15 protein-coding genes, 1 tRNA gene and 2 pseudogenes are annotated in these 16,859 nt (G+C 67.1%); 9 read left to right on the forward strand and 9 right to left on the reverse strand.

Annotated features, from left to right (window positions below):
• Positions 1-167 precede the first annotated feature (167 nt).
• The gene (locus tag G3I60_RS37800; protein WP_164608329.1) at positions 168-992 is read right to left on the reverse strand and encodes an IS5 family transposase; all 825 of its coding nucleotides are present in this window, start codon (positions 990-992) and stop codon (positions 168-170) included.
• Positions 993-1,280: 288 nt separating this feature from the next.
• Here G3I60_RS37800 and G3I60_RS37805 point away from each other — a divergent pair.
• Together G3I60_RS37805 and G3I60_RS37810 are read left to right on the forward strand one after the other, a co-directional pair.
• A protein-coding gene (locus G3I60_RS37805) for an IS5 family transposase (protein ID WP_203674866.1) occupies positions 1,281-2,083 on the forward strand; the annotation gives its coding sequence in 2 pieces (ribosomal slippage) (positions 1,281-1,629 and positions 1,629-2,083; 804 coding nt in all).
• Between the two features lie 524 nt (positions 2,084-2,607).
• Positions 2,608-3,039, forward strand: a complete 432-nt coding sequence (locus G3I60_RS37810) for a hypothetical protein (RefSeq protein ID WP_164608330.1) — start codon at positions 2,608-2,610, stop codon at positions 3,037-3,039.
• A 200-nt stretch (positions 3,040-3,239) separates the two neighbouring features.
• On the opposite strand, the gene G3I60_RS37815 is transcribed toward G3I60_RS37810, so the two are convergent.
• The 4 genes and pseudogenes from G3I60_RS37815 to G3I60_RS37830 form a co-directional block, all read right to left on the reverse strand.
• Positions 3,240-3,785: an AAA family ATPase gene (locus tag G3I60_RS37815; protein WP_164299638.1), complete on the reverse strand. Its 546-nt coding sequence runs from the start codon at positions 3,783-3,785 to the stop codon at positions 3,240-3,242.
• A gap of 148 nt (positions 3,786-3,933) precedes the next feature.
• Positions 3,934-4,986 carry a hypothetical protein gene (locus tag G3I60_RS37820; protein ID WP_164299640.1) on the reverse strand — a complete coding sequence of 351 codons (1,053 nt, stop codon included), beginning with the start codon at positions 4,984-4,986 and terminating at the stop codon, positions 3,934-3,936.
• Positions 4,987-5,383: 397 nt separating this feature from the next.
• Positions 5,384-6,006, reverse strand: a pseudogene (locus G3I60_RS37825) (hypothetical protein).
• A gap of 25 nt (positions 6,007-6,031) precedes the next feature.
• A pseudogene (locus tag G3I60_RS37830) lies at positions 6,032-6,163 on the reverse strand (IS5/IS1182 family transposase); the annotation flags it as partial.
• A 1,046-nt stretch (positions 6,164-7,209) separates the two neighbouring features.
• Here G3I60_RS37830 and G3I60_RS37835 point away from each other — a divergent pair.
• A complete protein-coding gene (locus G3I60_RS37835) occupies positions 7,210-7,518 on the forward strand; it encodes a hypothetical protein (protein ID WP_164299592.1) in 309 nt (102 codons plus the stop codon).
• A gap of 514 nt (positions 7,519-8,032) precedes the next feature.
• Positions 8,033-9,166 carry a methyltransferase domain-containing protein gene (locus tag G3I60_RS37840; RefSeq protein WP_164299591.1) on the forward strand — a complete coding sequence of 378 codons (1,134 nt, stop codon included), beginning with the start codon at positions 8,033-8,035 and terminating at the stop codon, positions 9,164-9,166.
• 264 nt (positions 9,167-9,430) lie between these two features.
• Here the strand turns inward: G3I60_RS37840 and G3I60_RS37845 are convergent, their stop codons facing one another.
• On the reverse strand, positions 9,431-10,537 hold the full coding sequence (locus G3I60_RS37845) for a hypothetical protein (RefSeq protein ID WP_164299589.1): 1,107 nt from the start codon (positions 10,535-10,537) through the stop codon (positions 9,431-9,433).
• A 273-nt stretch (positions 10,538-10,810) separates the two neighbouring features.
• Here G3I60_RS37845 and G3I60_RS37850 point away from each other — a divergent pair.
• Together G3I60_RS37850 and G3I60_RS37855 are read left to right on the forward strand one after the other, a co-directional pair.
• Positions 10,811-10,884, forward strand: a tRNA-Ala gene (locus tag G3I60_RS37850).
• A 161-nt stretch (positions 10,885-11,045) separates the two neighbouring features.
• Positions 11,046-11,927, forward strand: a complete 882-nt coding sequence (locus G3I60_RS37855; protein WP_164299587.1) for a barstar family protein — start codon at positions 11,046-11,048, stop codon at positions 11,925-11,927.
• A gap of 44 nt (positions 11,928-11,971) precedes the next feature.
• Here the strand turns inward: G3I60_RS37855 and G3I60_RS37860 are convergent, their stop codons facing one another.
• On the reverse strand, positions 11,972-12,460 hold the full coding sequence (locus tag G3I60_RS37860; protein WP_343241891.1) for a DUF4265 domain-containing protein: 489 nt from the start codon (positions 12,458-12,460) through the stop codon (positions 11,972-11,974).
• Between the two features lie 51 nt (positions 12,461-12,511).
• Positions 12,512-13,123, reverse strand: coding sequence for a DUF6461 domain-containing protein (locus tag G3I60_RS37865; RefSeq protein ID WP_164299584.1), 612 nt, complete (start codon positions 13,121-13,123; stop codon positions 12,512-12,514).
• 169 nt (positions 13,124-13,292) lie between these two features.
• Between G3I60_RS37865 and G3I60_RS37870 the strand changes: the two genes are divergently transcribed.
• From G3I60_RS37870 to istB, 3 genes are all read left to right on the forward strand, one after another.
• Positions 13,293-13,721, forward strand: a complete 429-nt coding sequence (locus tag G3I60_RS37870) for a DUF4259 domain-containing protein (RefSeq protein ID WP_164299582.1) — start codon at positions 13,293-13,295, stop codon at positions 13,719-13,721.
• Positions 13,722-13,847: 126 nt separating this feature from the next.
• On the forward strand, positions 13,848-15,506 hold the full coding sequence (gene istA / locus G3I60_RS37875; RefSeq protein ID WP_164299674.1) for an IS21 family transposase: 1,659 nt from the start codon (positions 13,848-13,850) through the stop codon (positions 15,504-15,506).
• Positions 15,503-16,309 (forward strand): IS21-like element helper ATPase IstB, encoded by an 807-nt coding sequence (gene istB, locus G3I60_RS37880; protein ID WP_164299672.1) that lies wholly within the window; start codon positions 15,503-15,505, stop codon positions 16,307-16,309. The genes istA and istB overlap by 4 nt, the downstream gene beginning before the upstream one ends.
• A gap of 109 nt (positions 16,310-16,418) precedes the next feature.
• Here the strand turns inward: istB and G3I60_RS37885 are convergent, their stop codons facing one another.
• On the reverse strand, positions 16,419-16,796 hold the full coding sequence (locus G3I60_RS37885; protein ID WP_164299670.1) for a VOC family protein: 378 nt from the start codon (positions 16,794-16,796) through the stop codon (positions 16,419-16,421).
• Positions 16,797-16,859: the final 63 nt, after the last annotated feature.

The following is a 16,859-nucleotide window of genomic DNA, read 5'->3' on the forward strand; positions in this document are numbered from 1 at the left end:
GCGCCAAGCTGAAACGACTGGTCAAACTCGACGTCCTCACCGAGGTCGACACCGGCATCTTCATCCGCAAGCAATAGCCCTATCCCGTCTCACCCAGAACCGGACATCAACTCACGAACCGCCCTCTTAGTGGGCGTTTGGTTCTTTGCTGTCCGTTTCATTTGGGGTCAGGTGTCTCGCCAGGTGGGTGTGTTTTCCGCGGTGAGTCGGCGGGTCATGAGGTTGATGGCTGCGATGTGGATCATGGCTTCGGATCGGTTGGTGAGGGCTTCGTAGTCGCGGGTCAGGCGGCGGTGTTGCATGAGCCAGCCCAGGGTGCGTTCGACCACCCAGCGTCGCGGTTGGACGGTGAAGCCCTTGGTTGCGGGGTCGCGTTGGACGATCTCGAGGTCGATGCCGCGGGTGGCGGCGTGCTCGATGGCCTTGTTCTTGTAGCCGTTGTCGGCCCAGGCCTTGGAGACGGTCGGGTTGTGGATGGCGAGGTGGTTCAGGAGGTGGGTGCCGCCGGTGGAGTCGTGGACGCTGGCGGCGGTGACCAGGACGGCCAGAAGTAGACCGAGGGTGTCGGTGGCGATGTGCCGCTTGCGTCCGATGATCTTCTTAGCGGGGTCGATGCCCTGGCCGGCGAGGGGGACGTTGGTGGAGGTCTTGATGCTCTGGGAGTCGATGAGGCAGGCGCTGGGTTGTTCATTGCGGCCCTCGGCTTGGCGGAGCAGGGTGCGCAGCAGGCCGGTGAGGTGGTCGAAGATGCCGTCGGTCTCCCACTGGGCGAAGTAGCCGTAGACGCTTTGCCAGGGTGGGAAGTCGTGGGGCAGGTAGCGCCAGGGGATGCCGGTGCGGTCGACGTAGAGGATGGCGTCCATGAGGGCGCGCAGGTCGTGAGTGGGTTTGCGGATGCCGTTGCGGGCGTCGCGCCAGGCTTGCAGGGTGGGCCGGATGAGTTCCCAGCGGGCGTCGGAGAGGTCGCTGGGGTAGCGCGGTCGGGGCTGCATACTGCTGAAGTACCGGAGTCTGGGGCGTCGTTGGCAGGGCGTGCATGGGAGCGGTTGGTGGTCTGGATGCAACGGTGTAATCCGGGGTGCATCCAATCGAGACGGTGCAATTCCTGCTGAAGCGCTCTGTTTGACGGCCCCCGGCGCACTTCTTCACCCAGTGAATGCCAATACAGCAGGCATTCCGCCCAGGTTGCGACTCCGACGAACTGCATCATAAGACTCGATAAATGAACGAAACGCCCACTTAGACGTCGTCTCATTAGGCGTCGTTGGTATTCTGCCGGTATGCAGATCGTTGAGCGGCTGGTGCCGGACGAGTTGTGGGTGATGTTTCAGCGGGTGGTGCCGTCGGCTCCGACGCGGCCGCAAGGTGGCGGTCGGCGGCGGTACGGGGACCGCGAGGTACTGGCCGCGATCGTGTTCGTGGCCACCTCCGGTTGCACCTGGCGGCAACTACCTGGGGTGTTCGGGCCGTCCGGTCCGACAGCGCACCGTCGTTTCACGGAGTGGTCCAAGGCCAGGGTCTGGGCCAAGGTGCACCGCTTGGTGCTCGACGAACTGGGCTCGCGTGGCGACCTGGACTGGTCTCGGTGCGCGATCGACTCGGTGAACATGCGGGCCCTGAAAGGGGGGACCTGACAGGTCCGAATCCTGTGGATCGGGGCAAGAATGGCTCGAAGATCCGCTTGATCACCGACCGCACCGGTTTACCCCTGTCGATCGGGATCTCGGGGGCGAACCTTCACGACAGTCAGGCCCTGGAGCCGCTCGTTCGCGGGATACCGCCGATCCGCTCGCGCCGTGGACCACGCCGCCGCAGGCCTGGAAAGTTGCACGCGGACAAGGCATACGACAACCGTCACCTGCGGCAATGGCTCCGATCCCGCAACATCACCCCGCGGATCGCTCGCAAGGGCATCGAGTCCTCCCAACGGCTGGGCCGTCACCGATGGACCATCGAACGCACCATGGCGTGGCTTGCCGGCTGCCGCCGACTGCACCGCCGGTACGAGCGCACAGCCGAACACTTCCTCGCCTTCACCAGCATCGCCTGCACACTGATCTGCTACCGCAGGCTCACCAAATGAGACGACCTCTAAGGCCGACAAGGACCCGGCCCAGTGGCTGCCCTCCGACACCTCCTACCACTGCACGTACGCCGCGGCCTGGGTCGGCACGAAACTGCGCTGGGACCTGGCCATGGACCAGCCCGAACACCAGGCCCTCCTCACCTTCGCCGCCCAATGCCCCACCACCACCGTCACCTACCAAACCGCAGGGTAAGCGGCAGCGGCAGCCGCCCCCATGGCGGGGCGACTACCTTCCAGCCGGTGGTCTCCTTCAGCCTTTCAAGGCCGCCGCCAGGGCGAAGGCGGTCACCACCGACTGGGACGGAGGGGTACGTCAGCGGCGGGTTGGCTAACCCTCCTAAAGTCCGACTGCGAGGCTCGTCGGTAGCAGGGCGATGCTTTCGGTGTGACGACCCAAAATGAGTACCCGATCTCCGGTCAGGCCGCGGGTTGCCGACTGCCTGATCCACGTTCCGTGATCGAAGGCACCGACCGGGTTGCGCTGGAGCATGCCTGGAGCGGCACAGGACACGCCACTTCGCTTGCTCCAGTTCTCGGACAAGGCCCCGGAGATCGCGGATTCGTCCGCCTACGCCGAGACGTCCGAGGAGAAGGCCGGCAACGATTCGGGCGTCACCGATGCGGTCCGGGCTGTCCGCAGCAGGCTCCTCGACGTCGTCTGCGCGCACCTGCTGGACCCGGACCCCACGGTCCGAGAGACCGCCCTCAACGCCACCACCGCAATCCTTCAGTCCCTCGAGCTCGCCGGTCGAATCGCCGAAACCACCCAGATCCTCCGGCGGACGCTCGGCCAGAGCACCGAACGGCGTGAACGCGCCGCCACCATCTTGACCCTCGGCGCCTGGGGCCTGGGTACCACCAGGAGCAGCAGGTCACCCCGGCGCCGGGTGGATGGTCCCGCACCCGAGCGGGCTTCCAGAGGGCCGACGGCGCAGGGGACCGTGGCCGTCTGATCCAGATACGGCTGGATCAGGCGGTTCTCGCAGCGCACGGCCTCCATGAGTCCCACAGCACTCCATCGCTGTATCGCGACCGGCTCGATCAGGACGACTGAGGTGGATCATGCCGTCCGACACCTCGCCCGAGACGTTTACCAGCCGCACTCCACCTCGCTGCCATCCTCATCTGGGCCCGACATTGAGCGGCGAGGAACCTACCCGGAGACGCTCGGCAGCCAGCCGGTGGCGCTCGCCACGTCGCGCGCTATGTCGACCACGGCCCGTCCGTCGGTCGCCACTCGCACCGTGTCCAGGGGCATCTGCTCATCCAGAATCCGCGCTTTGCGGGCACTGCCCTCCAACTCATGCTCCAGCTCCGACCCCAGTTCCCGACCAGTCAGCCGCTCACGAGCGGTGGCATCGGACGCGGTGAGCACCACCCGGATGATCCTGACATTCGCACCCATGGCGCGCCGGAACATGCCCTCATTCTCAGCCAGAACGCTCACCGTGTGCGTGTAGATCAAACGGCGATACCCGAGCTCGGCATAGTTCGACCAGAGCGCCGTCAGGTTGCGCTCGGCGATCTTCCTGCGGCGCGGGTCCCCCTCCGGAGCGGGATGGGCCTGCCCCATGAAGTCACCTTCGATCACACAGTGAGCAACCATCTCAGCACGCAGATGTGCTGAGACCTCCCATCCCACCGTCGTCTTGCCGACGCCGGCGCGCCCTCCGATGAGCAACACCTCAGCTTGATCCATAACCGCAGCCTGCCACCGAGCAGTTGAACCGCGCGAACCAAATGTGCCCCGATCAGGGAGACAGGCTCTCGTCCCCCGAAATGAAACCAGTGCGAACCCTCGCCTCGTGCCGTGCCGGGCGCCGTTCCCTCTCATGGCCGGGGGTCCTTCAGATGATGCTGTGTAGGAGGATCAGCACCGCGAGAGCCGCAAGGGCCGCTGCGGCAGCCTGCCAGACCCTGTGCCGGGAGGGCAGCGTGCGTACCTGCAGTGCACTGTGGCAGGGGAAGACGTAGTAGACGCGATGCGGAACCTGGTGCACCTGCACCCGCGCAAGAGGCAGGTGGCGCAGGGTGGCACGGCGTGCGATCTCGTCCGGCTTCGGCGCCATGCGCGTCTGCAAGGTCGTGAACTCGTGTGCAAGATCGCCCGGCAGGGGTTCACGGCCGGTCAGTGTGAGCGTGCTCCAGTTGCCGGCGTCACGGGCGTACCACCGGGCCATGGGCGCCGGTCCGGTTTCGGGGAGCCGTATTTGCTCCTTGTGCGGGGTGCGGGTGACGATGCCTTCGGTCCACGTCACTGTTCCGCCGGTGCCAGCGCACTGTTTGTGGATCACAGTGCCGGTGCTGTCGCAGTGGGGGCAGGTACGGCTGCCCTTGCCCTGGCACGCGGGACAGCAGATCTGACCTTGGCCGTGGCACCCGGAACACGCGGTGTCCGGGGTGCCGCATCTGCGGCAGGTGACACGGTCCGAGGACAGTTCGGTGGTCTCGATGCCGGTTCTGCCTTTGCTGCGACCGCTACCGTGGCAGCGCACACACGGGTCGATACCGCGGCAGTTGGGGCAAGCGGTTGCCGGGTCGCAGGAGAACTCACCCTGTCCCCGGCAGCGCTGGCAGGTGACGGTGCCGTTGCCGCATTCACAGAGTTTCTCCACCACGGTGCCCCGCCGTACCAGCTTCTTCGTCACCGAGGTGAAGGGGTACTTCGGCGGGCCCAGCACAACGTCGTCGAGCACGTCGTACACCGGCTTCCCCGACAGATCGATCCTGCCGTCGTGCTGCCGCTTGGTCTCCGTGCGGGTCTCGGTGCAGCGCTCGACCGTGCCCTCGATCAGCGGATACCAGGTGACATCGGCCGCACCAGGCAGATCCACGGTCACCCCGCTGCGATCCCCGATATGACGCTGCACAGCATCAAGAACTTCCTTGTCGGTCAGCACAACGGTCCCCCCGTTCGCCCGGATTGCGTGGCCCGGAGTCCACACTCAACTCTGGTGGCTTCAGAACGTTAGCGGTCGGCGGCCCCCGTCCGGCGGGCTTCACCACATGCGGCCGGGGCGCACACTTGGGTGTCGGAGAGCAGCGCCCCGCACGGGTCGGAACAGTCGTTCGAGGACGGCCGGTTCGCCGACGCGCGGACAGTGTGTCGATCCTGCCGCTGCGCACCGCCGGCAGGGTCGGCCCCCGACCCGGAGCAGGTCCTGGCGGCGCAACGCGGCACTCGGGCCAGCTGCCGCCGACGCGTTCACCATCCGCTACCCGGACTTACTGATCGTTTCAATATGAGCTGGTGGGGCGCTTGGCGTCGGGATGTGCCGTAGGTGAGCCGTTGGGTGGTCAGCGATCGGTGGACGACCGTCCCACCGCCGTTTGTACGTCGGCTGCCGCGATCACGGTGTCAGCCAGTTCTGCGGCGGACTGTCCGCCACCCGCGTCGATGCGATCCAGGCCCAGCCTGTCGATGGCATCGATCATGAGTGTCTGGTAGCGCTCAGTGCGGGCCAGAAACTTGTCCATCAGGACCTGTTCCTCGTCTGTGGCTGCTTCATAGCAGCCCGCCACGTGAACGCGGGCGCGTACTACGGAGTCGTCGGTGGTGAGCCACACGGCGGCCGTGCGCGGGATCTGCATCCTCGCGACGCGGATAGGCCAGAGTGCCGACCCCTCCAGAACCAGGCCTGTCCTGCCGCGGTCCTCGCTCGCATGGGCCGTGATCAGTTCTTTGATGCGGGGCCACAGTCGATCGTAGTGGCCGAGAACAGACGTGATCAGTTCGTCAACCGTAAGTGATCCGTAGTGCTCGGCGACGTGCGCCGGCACCTCCCACTCCGGGGTTCTCCAGGGTCGCCCAGGGTGCCGGGCCAGCCCGTCGGTGCTCAGGCACTCGAACCCGAGCTTCTCCGCCACCACTTGGGCAACGTCGACTTTCCGACGTTCGACGTGCCGCCGATCAGAACCACCCGTACATCACGCACGCCAACGACCCTACTGATCTTTCCGGGACGATGCCTGCAGTCGGCGGAGACAAATGATGCAGCATGCCAGTTGCAGGAGCCCGTGGTGGAGGTCGGCGCGGCGTTCATAGCGGATGCGTAGGCGTTTGAACTGGTGGAGCCAGAGGATGTCGCCAGTTTTCTGCCTGCACCAATGGGTTTGGCGGTCGCCGAGCCGACGGCGACGGCGACGGCCGCACATTCTGCGGGTATCGTCCCGTCCGGATCGTCAGACCTCCCGCGGGCGCATAGGCGCAACGCAGTAGGCCGAGCCGACCCGGACAAGAGGGGGACCAACGACGGTGCGCAGGAGAGACAGCAACACGGAACCGGCGGCCAGCGGGCGGCGAGCGATCGCTCTGCGGGGCGTACAGCTCGCGCTGCTCGGCCTCGTTGTCGTGCTGGCCGGGCTCCGTGTCGGGGACCGAGGCCTCCGCGGCGATGGGAGTGCCATCGTCTTCGGGGTGATGGCCGCGTCCGCGCTGTCCATCGGAGTTCTGGAACGCTACCGAGCACGCGCTGCCAAAGGTCCCCGATAGCGCCACCCCCCGGTCAGCATCGCCCGGGACGGTTGCCTCACCCCGTGCCGCCGCAACGCCGGAGCTCAGTCCTCGGCTGGTCCAGGACCGGTAGCCTCGCGTGCTCGCCTACGCTTCGTCCTAGGGCGGATGTACTCCGCCAGGGCAAGACCCGCCTGAGCCACGATCAGGACCAACACCACGATCCAACCCACCCGCCCCACACCGCCACTGCGCAGCGCGTGCAGGCCGAACCACCCCAGCGCACTGCACCACCACAACGCCAGAGCGAACCTCCGCGCCCACCCAGGTACCCGGCTCACCGCCGGCCACGACCGGGAAACAGCGCGCTGGTAGTCGCCGCCACCGCCGCCCCGAACAACAACCCACCCCAAGCCGAGGCCCCCATAAGCCGGTACGGGTGTGTGACCAGCCCGTACAGCACGATGCCCAGCCCACCCCCCCACGAGGAAGAACCCACCACTACGCATCGCAACCCGCCACCGCGGGCGCACTATCCCTGACGTCACGACGCACATCATCCACCCACTTCGACCGCGCCCGCACGAAGATCCGCCAGCCACGGCACATGAGAGCCTGGCATGATCATGACCCGACGGTAGGTAGGTTCAGGGTCAAGGGAAGGACCGCTGTGCACATAGCTCTATGGGTCCTGCTCGGGCTGGTGACGCTACTGGAATACAGCGTTGGCATCGCCGCCATCGCCACCGGCCGCATATGGGCGCCCTGGGCCCGGCACCGGGTCCAGCGGCCGAAACCCTGGGGATGGGCACAACTCCTCGGAGCCACCATGCTCACGATCTACCCCCTGCACTTCGGCCTCGGGGTGAACATCCCGGCGATGGCCGTTCTGGCCTTCTCACTGATCCTCATGATCGCCTCCACCATGCTGAACCACTTCGCCCTCAAAGCTCCCCGCACCCCACCACCTCCCGCCTGAGGCCAACACGGCCTATGGAGCGGGAGAGCAGCGGCTTGGCACCACGTTCCGCAGCCAAGCATCAAATGAGCCTCAACCCCCGTACCGTACAGTTCCCGCTTCGAGTCCCGCGCTCACGCTCGCTGGCGCCATGCGACGACAGGCACGAATGATCAAGGCCGCCGGATGGCTGGCGATCTGGGCTGCGACCGCTGTCGTCATGAGCGTCATCACCCAGCTCGCGGAGATCTACACGGGCAGGATGCCCACCGCCGCGACGTCATTGATGCTTGCGGGGGGTTCGACCCGAACGACACTGCATCCCTCACTCACCCACGGCGGTCTACCGGCCGACGCCACTCTGCGCCACCATGCTGGTACAACTACTATCCGCTGACGGAGCGTGAACAATGGGTGAGCACGACAAGCCTCCCGAGGACCTGGGCAAGGGCGATCCCCCTCCCGGAAACGCCGACAGCCCTGTCCCGCCCCCGCCCCCGCGAGATCCCGGGAAACACCGCAAGTAGGAGCCTCGTTGTCCTTCGTCGAGCATCAACTCCGCCTGGCGGACGACATGGAGCAGCACGGTCAGTGGCCCGAGCGCTCCCCCTGGATCCGTCCGGCCATCGGGGTCCTGCCGCGGGACCTGTTCGCGCCCGACCGCCTGTGGACCTGGGACGGTCACGCCTACCAGCCCATCGACCGGGCGGCCGACATCGCGCGGTGGGCTACCGAGGTCTACGCCGGCCCCGACGAGCCGGCCGTCACCCAGGTCACCGACGGCATCGCCACCTCCAGCCTGTCCGCGCAGAGCCTGGTGGTCGACATGCTCGACGCCCTCCTCCTGGAGGAAGGCCACCATGTCCTGGAGCTCGGCACCGGCACGGGGTGGAACGCCGGACTGCTGGCGCGGCGCACCGGCACCCAAGTCACGAGCGTGGAGACCGATCACGTGCTGGCCCTGCCGGCCCGCCAGCGGCTGGCCGCGGCGGGCGCCATGGTGGCAGTGGAGGTTGGGGACGGCAACACGGGCTGGCCGGCCAACGCCCCATACGACCGGGTTATGGCGACCTACGCGGTCGACCAGGTCCCGTGGGCGTGGGTGGAGCAGACGGTGCCGGGCGGACGGATCGTCACCCCCTGGGGCCACCTGGGACACGTCGCGCTGACCGTCGCCGACGACGGCCGCTCGGCATCCGGCTGGTTCCAGGGACTGGCCATGTTCATGCCCGCCCGCGGCACCGCTCCCGCCCGCCGCTACCGGCAAGTGCGCGAACAGGCCCCGCCCACCGGCGAACGCGCGTTCCTGCGCGCCTTGGAGCCGCTGCGCGACGACTGGAACCTGCGCTTCGCGCTGCGCGTCGCTCTGCCGGACCTGCAGATCAGTACGGCCGTGGACGAGGACGGGCTCAACGCCTGGATCCACGACCGCACCTCCTGGGCCTCCATCGCGGCCACCGGAAGCGGCCGGACCATCGCCACCCAGGGCGGCCCACGCCACCTGGCCGACGACATCGAGCAGGCATGGGACCAGTGGATCGCTCAGGGCCGGCCCACGCTGTACGAATACGGAATGACCGTCGAACCGGACCGCCAGTACGTATGGGCCCACGACCCAGACTCCGGCCCCCGCTGGCCGACCGGCCTACCAGCCCAGGCCACCCGGTAGGCCCGTCCCCCGCGTTGCCACCAGTCGTCTCGCCCGCTCTGAGGGGCTGGGCCGACCAGACCGGAGTTCGGGAGATGCCAGGGACGCGGTCGCGGATAGCTACTTGATGAGAAGCGAGTCTCTCAAGGCATCGTGGCTGAAGCTGTAGAGGGCTCCCCTGGCTTTGTCCACGAGAGAGAACGGACAGCAGGTGTAGGACCACTGCCCGGCGCTGTTCGATGCGGCAGTTTCGGAGAGTGAGTACCGGCGCCATCTGGCAGGCGGCTAGAAGAGGCGGGCGCGCATGTCCTGCGTGAGGTTGTCGACGATCTCGCGCAGCCACGGGCTGCGGACGGCCGGCAATCGGACCAGGGTGTGCTGGAAGGTTCCCGGGTCGGCCCGGAACAGGTGATGGGGGCGTGGTGGGGGCGGGTCGTCGCGGAGTACGCCGTAGGGCATGGTTCCCGAGGTGGGGAGGTGGAGGTGTGGTTCGGGGAAGGCCATCCACATCCATATCCCGAACGGCAGCGGCACTGGGTGTACAGATGCGTTCGGTCCGCCCGGGCTCCAGAGTTCCCCTGTCTGCGGGTGCGTCGGCACGACGATTATGTCGGTGTCCGTGTCGGGGGCGGACAATCCCGGTCCGGCCAGGACCGCGCGCCGGGCTGGCTGCACCGCAGGCAGCAGAGCGTCGAGGGCGCGTTGGAACACTTCCGCGATCAGACCGTGCGGGACAGTCACCGGTCGGCCATGGGAGGCTGCCAGCAGGTGCGCCAGGCCCCGCCCGGCTGCCGCTTCCCACTGCGGACTCCATGACCACCCGTGGTCCAGCCCGAGGAGCGAGCCCCATCTGCTGATCGGCACGATCGGGGGCGTGGCCTTGCCCTCCTCCAGCAGTTCCGCCCAGGAGAGAATCGCCGTGTCGGTGCCGTCGATGGGGAGGCAGTGCACGGCATCCGGCGCGAGCCAGACCGCCTGCCAGAGTGAGCAGTCGTCGATCCGGCTCGCTACCGGCAGGCCGCACGAATCGCACGCCATGTTGGGGCCATCACCCCAATCGAGGCCGCAGCAGTAGCCGCCGGCTTCGTTCGGGACGAGCACGGTGCCGCGGGTATCCCCGGGGGCGATGACGATGGTGCCGGGCACGCTGTCGGACAAGGCGTAGACCGGTGCGTAGATGCCGCGGGTCGCCGCCTCGTCCGGGTCGACCTCCTCCCAGCTCCGCCACGGCGGCCCCCAGGGCTCCGGTTCCACGGCGAATGTGCCCGACTCCATGAGCACCGGGAGCTGAATTCCGTTCCCCCACTTCTGATGGGCGTGGACCGGCAGCGGGACCGGGGACAGTGGGATGGTCAGCTCAGCGCCACATCCCACACAAACGAAAACGAACAAATGTCCTCCGCGAAAGAAGGAGGCATCGTCGCAGCTCCGGGGCGGACCGGCCAACGTGTTTTTCATCCGCGGCACGGGACTGTGCACCGCCACGTTGTGTAGCGTCACCGTTCGAATCCTCGATGTGCCGGGTGCCTCCCGAAGTGGTGAACATCTGCTGTCCGTTCTCGGGGTCTGGCTCAAGTTCCGTGAAGGGCCACGCTGAGTGATTCACCGCCTTCGGGAAAATCAAAGACACCAGAGCGCAGGCAGCTTCTATGATCAGGACGGGATGGGGCTCGTAGCGCAGTGGCTGTCGCGCCTTCACCGCATGTGGGAGGACGCCGGTTCGAATCCGGCCAGCCCCATCCCACCTCCCGCTCGTCGGTGGGCACCCACCGCGAGTTCTGGCGGCTCATGCGCGGCCAGCAGCCCTCAGCTGTGACATAGCGTCGCCGCATCACAGAAGTTGAGCCAGATTCCGTTCTCGTGGACAAAGCCACTCCTGCCCGCCCCGTAGGCTCACCCCATGCCGACCGAGGACAGCCTGCGGAACACCGTCAAACACTGGCAGGACTGCAGGGACGTGTACGACTTCCTGGACCAGATCCGGCTGAGGCCTGGCATGTGGCTGCCCGGTGGCTCACTCCGTCATCTGGAGGCGGTCCTCACCGGCTACCGCGTCGCACTCGGCGTGCACGCGATCGACGAACCCTTCGACTTCTGGCCCGAAGAGCGATTCACGCAATGGCTTCACGAGCGTCGCGGGACGCCCAGCTCCCTCGGCTGGGCCGCCGAGATCGAACGCAGTACGCCCCCGGAATCCACCCCGGTCGTCGAGTTCTTCCAGCTGCTGGACGCTTTCCGGCGCGAGGCCGCCACGCAGTCGGCACCGGATGTCCGAACAACCAGGCTTCCCGGCATCGAATTCATGGCGAACACCTTCGTCACCCTCTTCTGGCGCCGGAGACTCCTCTCGGAAGCCGTCCTGCGGCTCGAAGACCGCGGTTTCCGCGTCATTCGCCTCGCCGCGGGCGAGTGGGCCTCCGAGCAGGACATGCACAGGGATGTCGCCGCCGCGCTGCAGTTCCCCGACTACTACGGTCACAACCTCGACGCGCTCAACGACTGTCTCGGCGACGTGGCCTGCTACGGCCCGTACGACGACTCACCAGAAGGCACCGGGGTCGTCCTGTCCATCACCGACTACGACCGCTTCGTCGCCGCTTGCCCGCGAGCAGCCCAGGTCGTTCTGGACATCGTTGCCGACCAGGCCCGCCGTGCGGCGGTGCTTCAGCGCCGCTTCTTCTGCTTGATCCACAGCAGCGACCCCGACATCCGGTTCGAACCAGTCGGCGCCATGCCCGTCATGTGGAACAGCAACGAATGGCTCGACGCCAAACGCCGGTGAGAACGCGGCGCCACCCCAGGGGCATGTGCAACCGCTACGGGACCTCATTCCGAGGCAGTGGACTTCCAGGCGGCAGTGACGCATCCTTCCTCCCAGTGCCACCATCCCTTGGCGTCACCGTGTTCCAAGAGCTTGCGGATCTTTGGCAAGTTCGCCGTCGGCGGGACATCCAGAGCCACCATCCGGTACTTCTCGATACCCTCCCGAGTCGTACCGAGGCTGTGGAAAATCTCCAGAACGCTCTGCCGGGCAGCGGCTGAGCCGCCGTCCTTCAGCACGATCAGCCGGATCGTGCAGTTCTCGGAAGCCCGAACCGTCTCCCCGGCCCACCGGACACCTTCATCGTCGACCTCGACCCGGATGATGTCGTCGCTGGCGACTCCGCGTACGAACCACGGTGTGTTGTCCAACCGCACGGTGCCATCGCCAAGGTCCACGGCCCACAGGCTCTCGACGCTTGCCGGCGGCCAGCCGTCCTCATCCACGTCCATCCGGAAGTGGACCTTCACGTGGTCGGTACTGATGTTCGTCACGGCGCCACGCCGCATGCATGGGTCCGGAGGTGGGAAAGCGGACGGACGATGTCATCGGATCCGGACGGTGGCGCAGGTGAACGTCGTGTCCTGGAGCAGCTCGGGAGTGATGGCGATGCCGGCGAGGTGTTCCGCCAGAGCGAAGGCGGCTGGGGAGGAAAGGTCCGTCTCGTTTTCCGGTGCGTCGTCGTCAACGTGGAAGCCGATGCGAGTCATGACGTCGAGGAGTTCGTCGGGCGTGGTGCCCCAGCGGTCTTCGGGGAACAGCGGGTCGAAACAGAGTCGCAGGGCTTGGTCCTCGGCCCAGAGAAACGTGCCGACGGCGTTGATGTTGACGAAATGAGAGATCCAGCTCGTGCCGGCGGAGGCCGGAAGCGCTTGCTCTTCAGTGACCCCGAGGTAGCCGTTGGGCTCGATCAGCAGCGTCCAGGCGCCGACAGTCGTCACGGCGACCAGCTGACGGTCGCCATCCTCCAGCTCGTACTGGGCGAAAGCGGCCTCGACGACCGCGGCTATGCCCTGCAAGGGTGCCTCCGATCGTCCTTCGAGCCGCGATATCAGCTCAGCAGGCGACAGGCCCTGCACCAGAGTGAAGCAGTACGCCTCGGCGATGTCTGGAAAGTCACTCTCGAACCACGCGTAGTCCGCCCCGGTCTTCGTCATGCCGCCCATCCTTGCTCCTGTCACTGACAGTGCGAGGACGCCGTGGCCGTCAACGGGAATCGGAAGTCACATCCACCAGTTCGGGAAGCGATTTCGTCCCGGGACTCCGCGGCTGCTGTCAGTGCCCTCTGTCACGATGCCCCGGTCAACATCATGATCAGGAGAGACCATGGGCACCTGGGACATCGGCCCCTTCGACAACGACACCGCAGCGGACTTCATCGGCGACCTTGACGAGGCAGCCGCAGGCGAACGTGAAGGTGTCGTCCGCGGCACTCTCACAGACGTGATCGACACCGTGGGCTACCTCGAAGCACCCGAATCCGAGAGGGCCGCAGCCGCGGCCGCCCTCGTCGCCGCCCAGTGTCCTGGCGGTGAGCCTTCCGATCCGATTTATGGACCGGAGGAGCCCCTTCCCGACCTCACTGGCCCGCGCGGCCTCGCCCTTCAGGCCCCCGAACGCGTTATGACCGAGCCGTCAGAGTTGATGGACCTCTGGACGGAGTCGGATGGCGAACCCTGGTGCGCCAACATCCACCGCCTGCAGAACGTGCTGCTGCCGCAGCCTCCAGGTGATGGCTTTGTAGGTGAGTTTTGAGGCCAGCGGTAGGCCGGTTCTGACTCCAGTGCCGTCGGGCGAGAGCTGATGTCGGTGAGTTTTGACTCCACCGGAGGGCTTGCGGTGGGAGTATCGGGGCGCATCGGCTAGCGCTGGGTGGCTCAAGTGCCTGTTTCGAAGGTCGAGTTGTACGCGTCGATACGCCATGACGCTCGGGTCGAAGGGCTGTCCAGCAGGGCTTTGTCGGCGAAGTACGGGGTGGGCCGCCGGACGGTTTCGATGGCGTTGGAGTCGGTGTGGCCGGCGCCGCGCAAGCAGCTTCCGGCCCGGGTCTCGCGCCTGGATCCGTTCAAGGCGACGATCGACCAGATCCTGCGGGAGGACCTGGACGCGCCGCGCAAGCAGCGGCACACCGTCAAGCGGGTCTTCGACCGGCTGATCGACGAGCACGGCGCCCGGGGTGTGACCTACTCGATGGTCCGCGCCTACATCGCCGTGCGGCGCCCGGAGATCCGCATCGAGGAGGGCCGGGGGCCGCCGCAGGCGTTCGTGCCGCAGACCCACCGCCCCGGCGATGAGGCGGAGGTCGACTTCGGGGACGTCTGGATCCACCTGAACGGCGTCCCGACCAAGGTGTTCCTCTTCTCGCTGCGCCTGTCGTTCAGCGGGAAGGCCGTGCACAAGATCTTCGCTTCGTGCGGTCAGGAAGCGTTCCTGGAAGGCCACGTCCACGCACTTCAGGTGCTGGGCGGCGTGCCTTTCGGCAAGGTCCGCTACGACAACCTGCGCGCCGCGGTCAGCCAGGTGCTGGGCCGCACCCGAGGCCGGGTGGAAAGCGACCGCTGGACGGCATTCCGCTCGCACTTCTCGATCAACAGCTTCTACTGCAATCCCGGCATCGAGGGCGCGCACGAGAAGGGCGGCGTCGAGGGGCAGATCGGCTGGTTCCGCAGGAACCACCTGGTCCCCGTCCCGAAGGTCGCCTCGCTCGCCGAGCTGAACGCGATGATCGAGCGCTGGGACCAGGAGGACGACGCCCGCCGGATCATGCAGCGGGCGCTGACCATCGGTGAGATGTTCGCCGCCGAGCGCCCGCTCCTGGTCCCGCTGCCCGAGGAGGACTTCGAGACCGGACTGGTGTCCTCGCTACGGGTCAACCGCTACGGCCAGGTGAGCGTGCGCACCAACCACTACTCGGTGCCGGTGCGGCTGATCGGCCGGATGGTGCGGGTCGTACTGCACGCCTCGGAGCTGGTGGTCTACGACGCGCACCGGGAAGTCGCCCGCCACGAGCGTCTGATCGCCAAGGGCGGCTCCCGCCTGGAGCTGGACCACTACCTGGAGGCCCTGGTCCGCAAACCGGGCGCGCTGCCCGGCGCGACCGCGCTGGACCAGGCCAGATCGGCGGGCAAGTTCACCCCAGTCCACGACGCCTGGTGGCAGGCGGCCTGCAAGGCCCATGGCGACGCGGAGGGAACCCGGGCGCTGATCGCGGTCCTGCTGCTGCACCGGCACATGGTCCACGAGCACGTGGTCGCCGGGATCGCGACCGCGCTGCGAGCCGGCGCACTGACCGCCGACGCGGTCGCGCTGGAGGCCCGCAAGTGGGGCGAGGCCGACCAGGGCGCCGACCAGCCGGCCGAGCAGGACGTCCCGCGGCGCCGGGTGGACGGCGGCGCGACGGTGACCTCGCTGACCGAGCGGCGCCTGGCCGCGCTGCCACCTGACCCCCGGCCGCTGCCGTCGGTGGCCGCCTACGACCAGCTGCTGCGATTCCGCCGGCGTCCCGCCGACGGCCAGGCATACCAGGAAGAGGCACCGTGACCGCCAAGCGCAACCGCGGACTGACCGAACAAGCCGCCGACACCGCGGTGGACCAGGCATGCCGGATGCTCCGGCTGCCCACCATCCGGACCCAGTACCCCGAGCTGGCCGAAGCCGCCGTCCGCGACCAGATGACGTATCGCGGGTTCCTGGCCGAGCTGCTGCTATCCGAATGCGACGACCGGGCCCGACGCCGATCCGAGCGGCGGATCAAGGCGGCCGGCTTTCCGCGCGAGAAGTCGATCCGGCAGTTCGACTTCGACGCCAACCCCGTCATCGACCCGGCCACGATCCACACCCTCGCCAAGTGCGACTGGGTCAAGAAGGGCCTGCCACTGTGCTTGATCGGCGACAGCGGAACGGGCAAGTCACACCTGCTCATCGCGCTGGGCACCGAGGCCGCGATGCACGAGTACCGGGTGAAGTATGTGCTGGCCACCAAGCTCGTCAACGAGCTCGTGGAGGCCGCCGACGAGAAACTGCTGGCCAAGACCATCGCCCGCTACGGCCGCGTCGACCTTTTGTGCATTGATGAGCTGGGCTACATGGAACTCGACCGCCGCGGCGCCGAACTGCTGTTCCAGGTTCTGACGGAACGGGAGGAGAAGAACAGCGTGGCCATCGCCTCAAACGAATCCTTCGGAGGATGGACCAAGACGTTCACCGATCCGAGGCTCTGCGCGGCCATCGTGGACCGGCTGACGTTCGGCGGCAACATCATCGAGACCGGCACCGACTCCTACCGACTGGCAGCCACCCGCGCCCGAGCCGAACAGGCAGCTGCCGCTCAAGCCGGCGGCTGACCGGGTCGCTCGTCCCTTCCACGGCCGACGAGTGCCCTCGCCGACCGCCACGCAGGCTCGACCACTATGCCGGGCCTCGCCTCGCGCGCCCTGACGGCCCGGCACTGCTTCAGGCCGAAGGCGCACTCAACGCCATCGCATAGCCGTTGGGGTCGCGGAAGTACATCATCCGGAAGCCCCCGTCTGCGGTTTCCTTGAGTACCTCGACCTGGTCGCGGATGCGGGCGACCGCAGCATCGAAGTCCGGGGCGTTGAGATAGAAGTAGCCCGAAGCGCCTAGGTCAGCGGCCGTCTGCGGGATGAAGTCCCGCACCTCGTCCGCAGGCTGGATCATGAAAGCCATGGCCTCGCCGTTGAAGATGAGGTGGACGGCATGGTCGTCGGCGATGCTCTGCCGGCCGACGGTATAACCCAGGCTTTCGTAGAAGTCGAGGGTCTCGGTGACGTCCCGGACGGCCAGACAGGCGGTGAACGGCGCGGTCTGCACGATGAGCTCCTTGCGAGTTGCGGCCATCAAGGGCATGACCCAACGAGTCCTCTGCAGCGGACC

The organism is Streptomyces sp. SID13666 (genome assembly GCF_010548325.1).
GTDB lineage: Bacteria > Actinomycetota > Actinomycetes > Streptomycetales > Streptomycetaceae > Actinacidiphila > Actinacidiphila fildesensis.

Excerpts from the sequence above, each read along its gene's own strand:
- G3I60_RS37815 (WP_164299638.1), bottom strand. The coding sequence starts at position 3,785 with ATGGATCAAGCTGAGGTGTTGCTCATCGGAGGGCGCGCCGGCGTCGGC.
- G3I60_RS37865 (WP_164299584.1), bottom strand. The coding sequence starts at position 13,123 with ATGACGAAGACCGGGGCGGACTACGCGTGGTTCGAGAGTGACTTTCCA.
- G3I60_RS37870 (WP_164299582.1), top strand. The coding sequence starts at position 13,293 with ATGGGCACCTGGGACATCGGCCCCTTCGACAACGACACCGCAGCGGAC.
- G3I60_RS37855 (WP_164299587.1), top strand. The coding sequence starts at position 11,046 with ATGCCGACCGAGGACAGCCTGCGGAACACCGTCAAACACTGGCAGGAC.
- G3I60_RS37800 (WP_164608329.1), bottom strand. The coding sequence starts at position 992 with ATGCAGCCCCGACCGCGCTACCCCAGCGACCTCTCCGACGCCCGCTGG.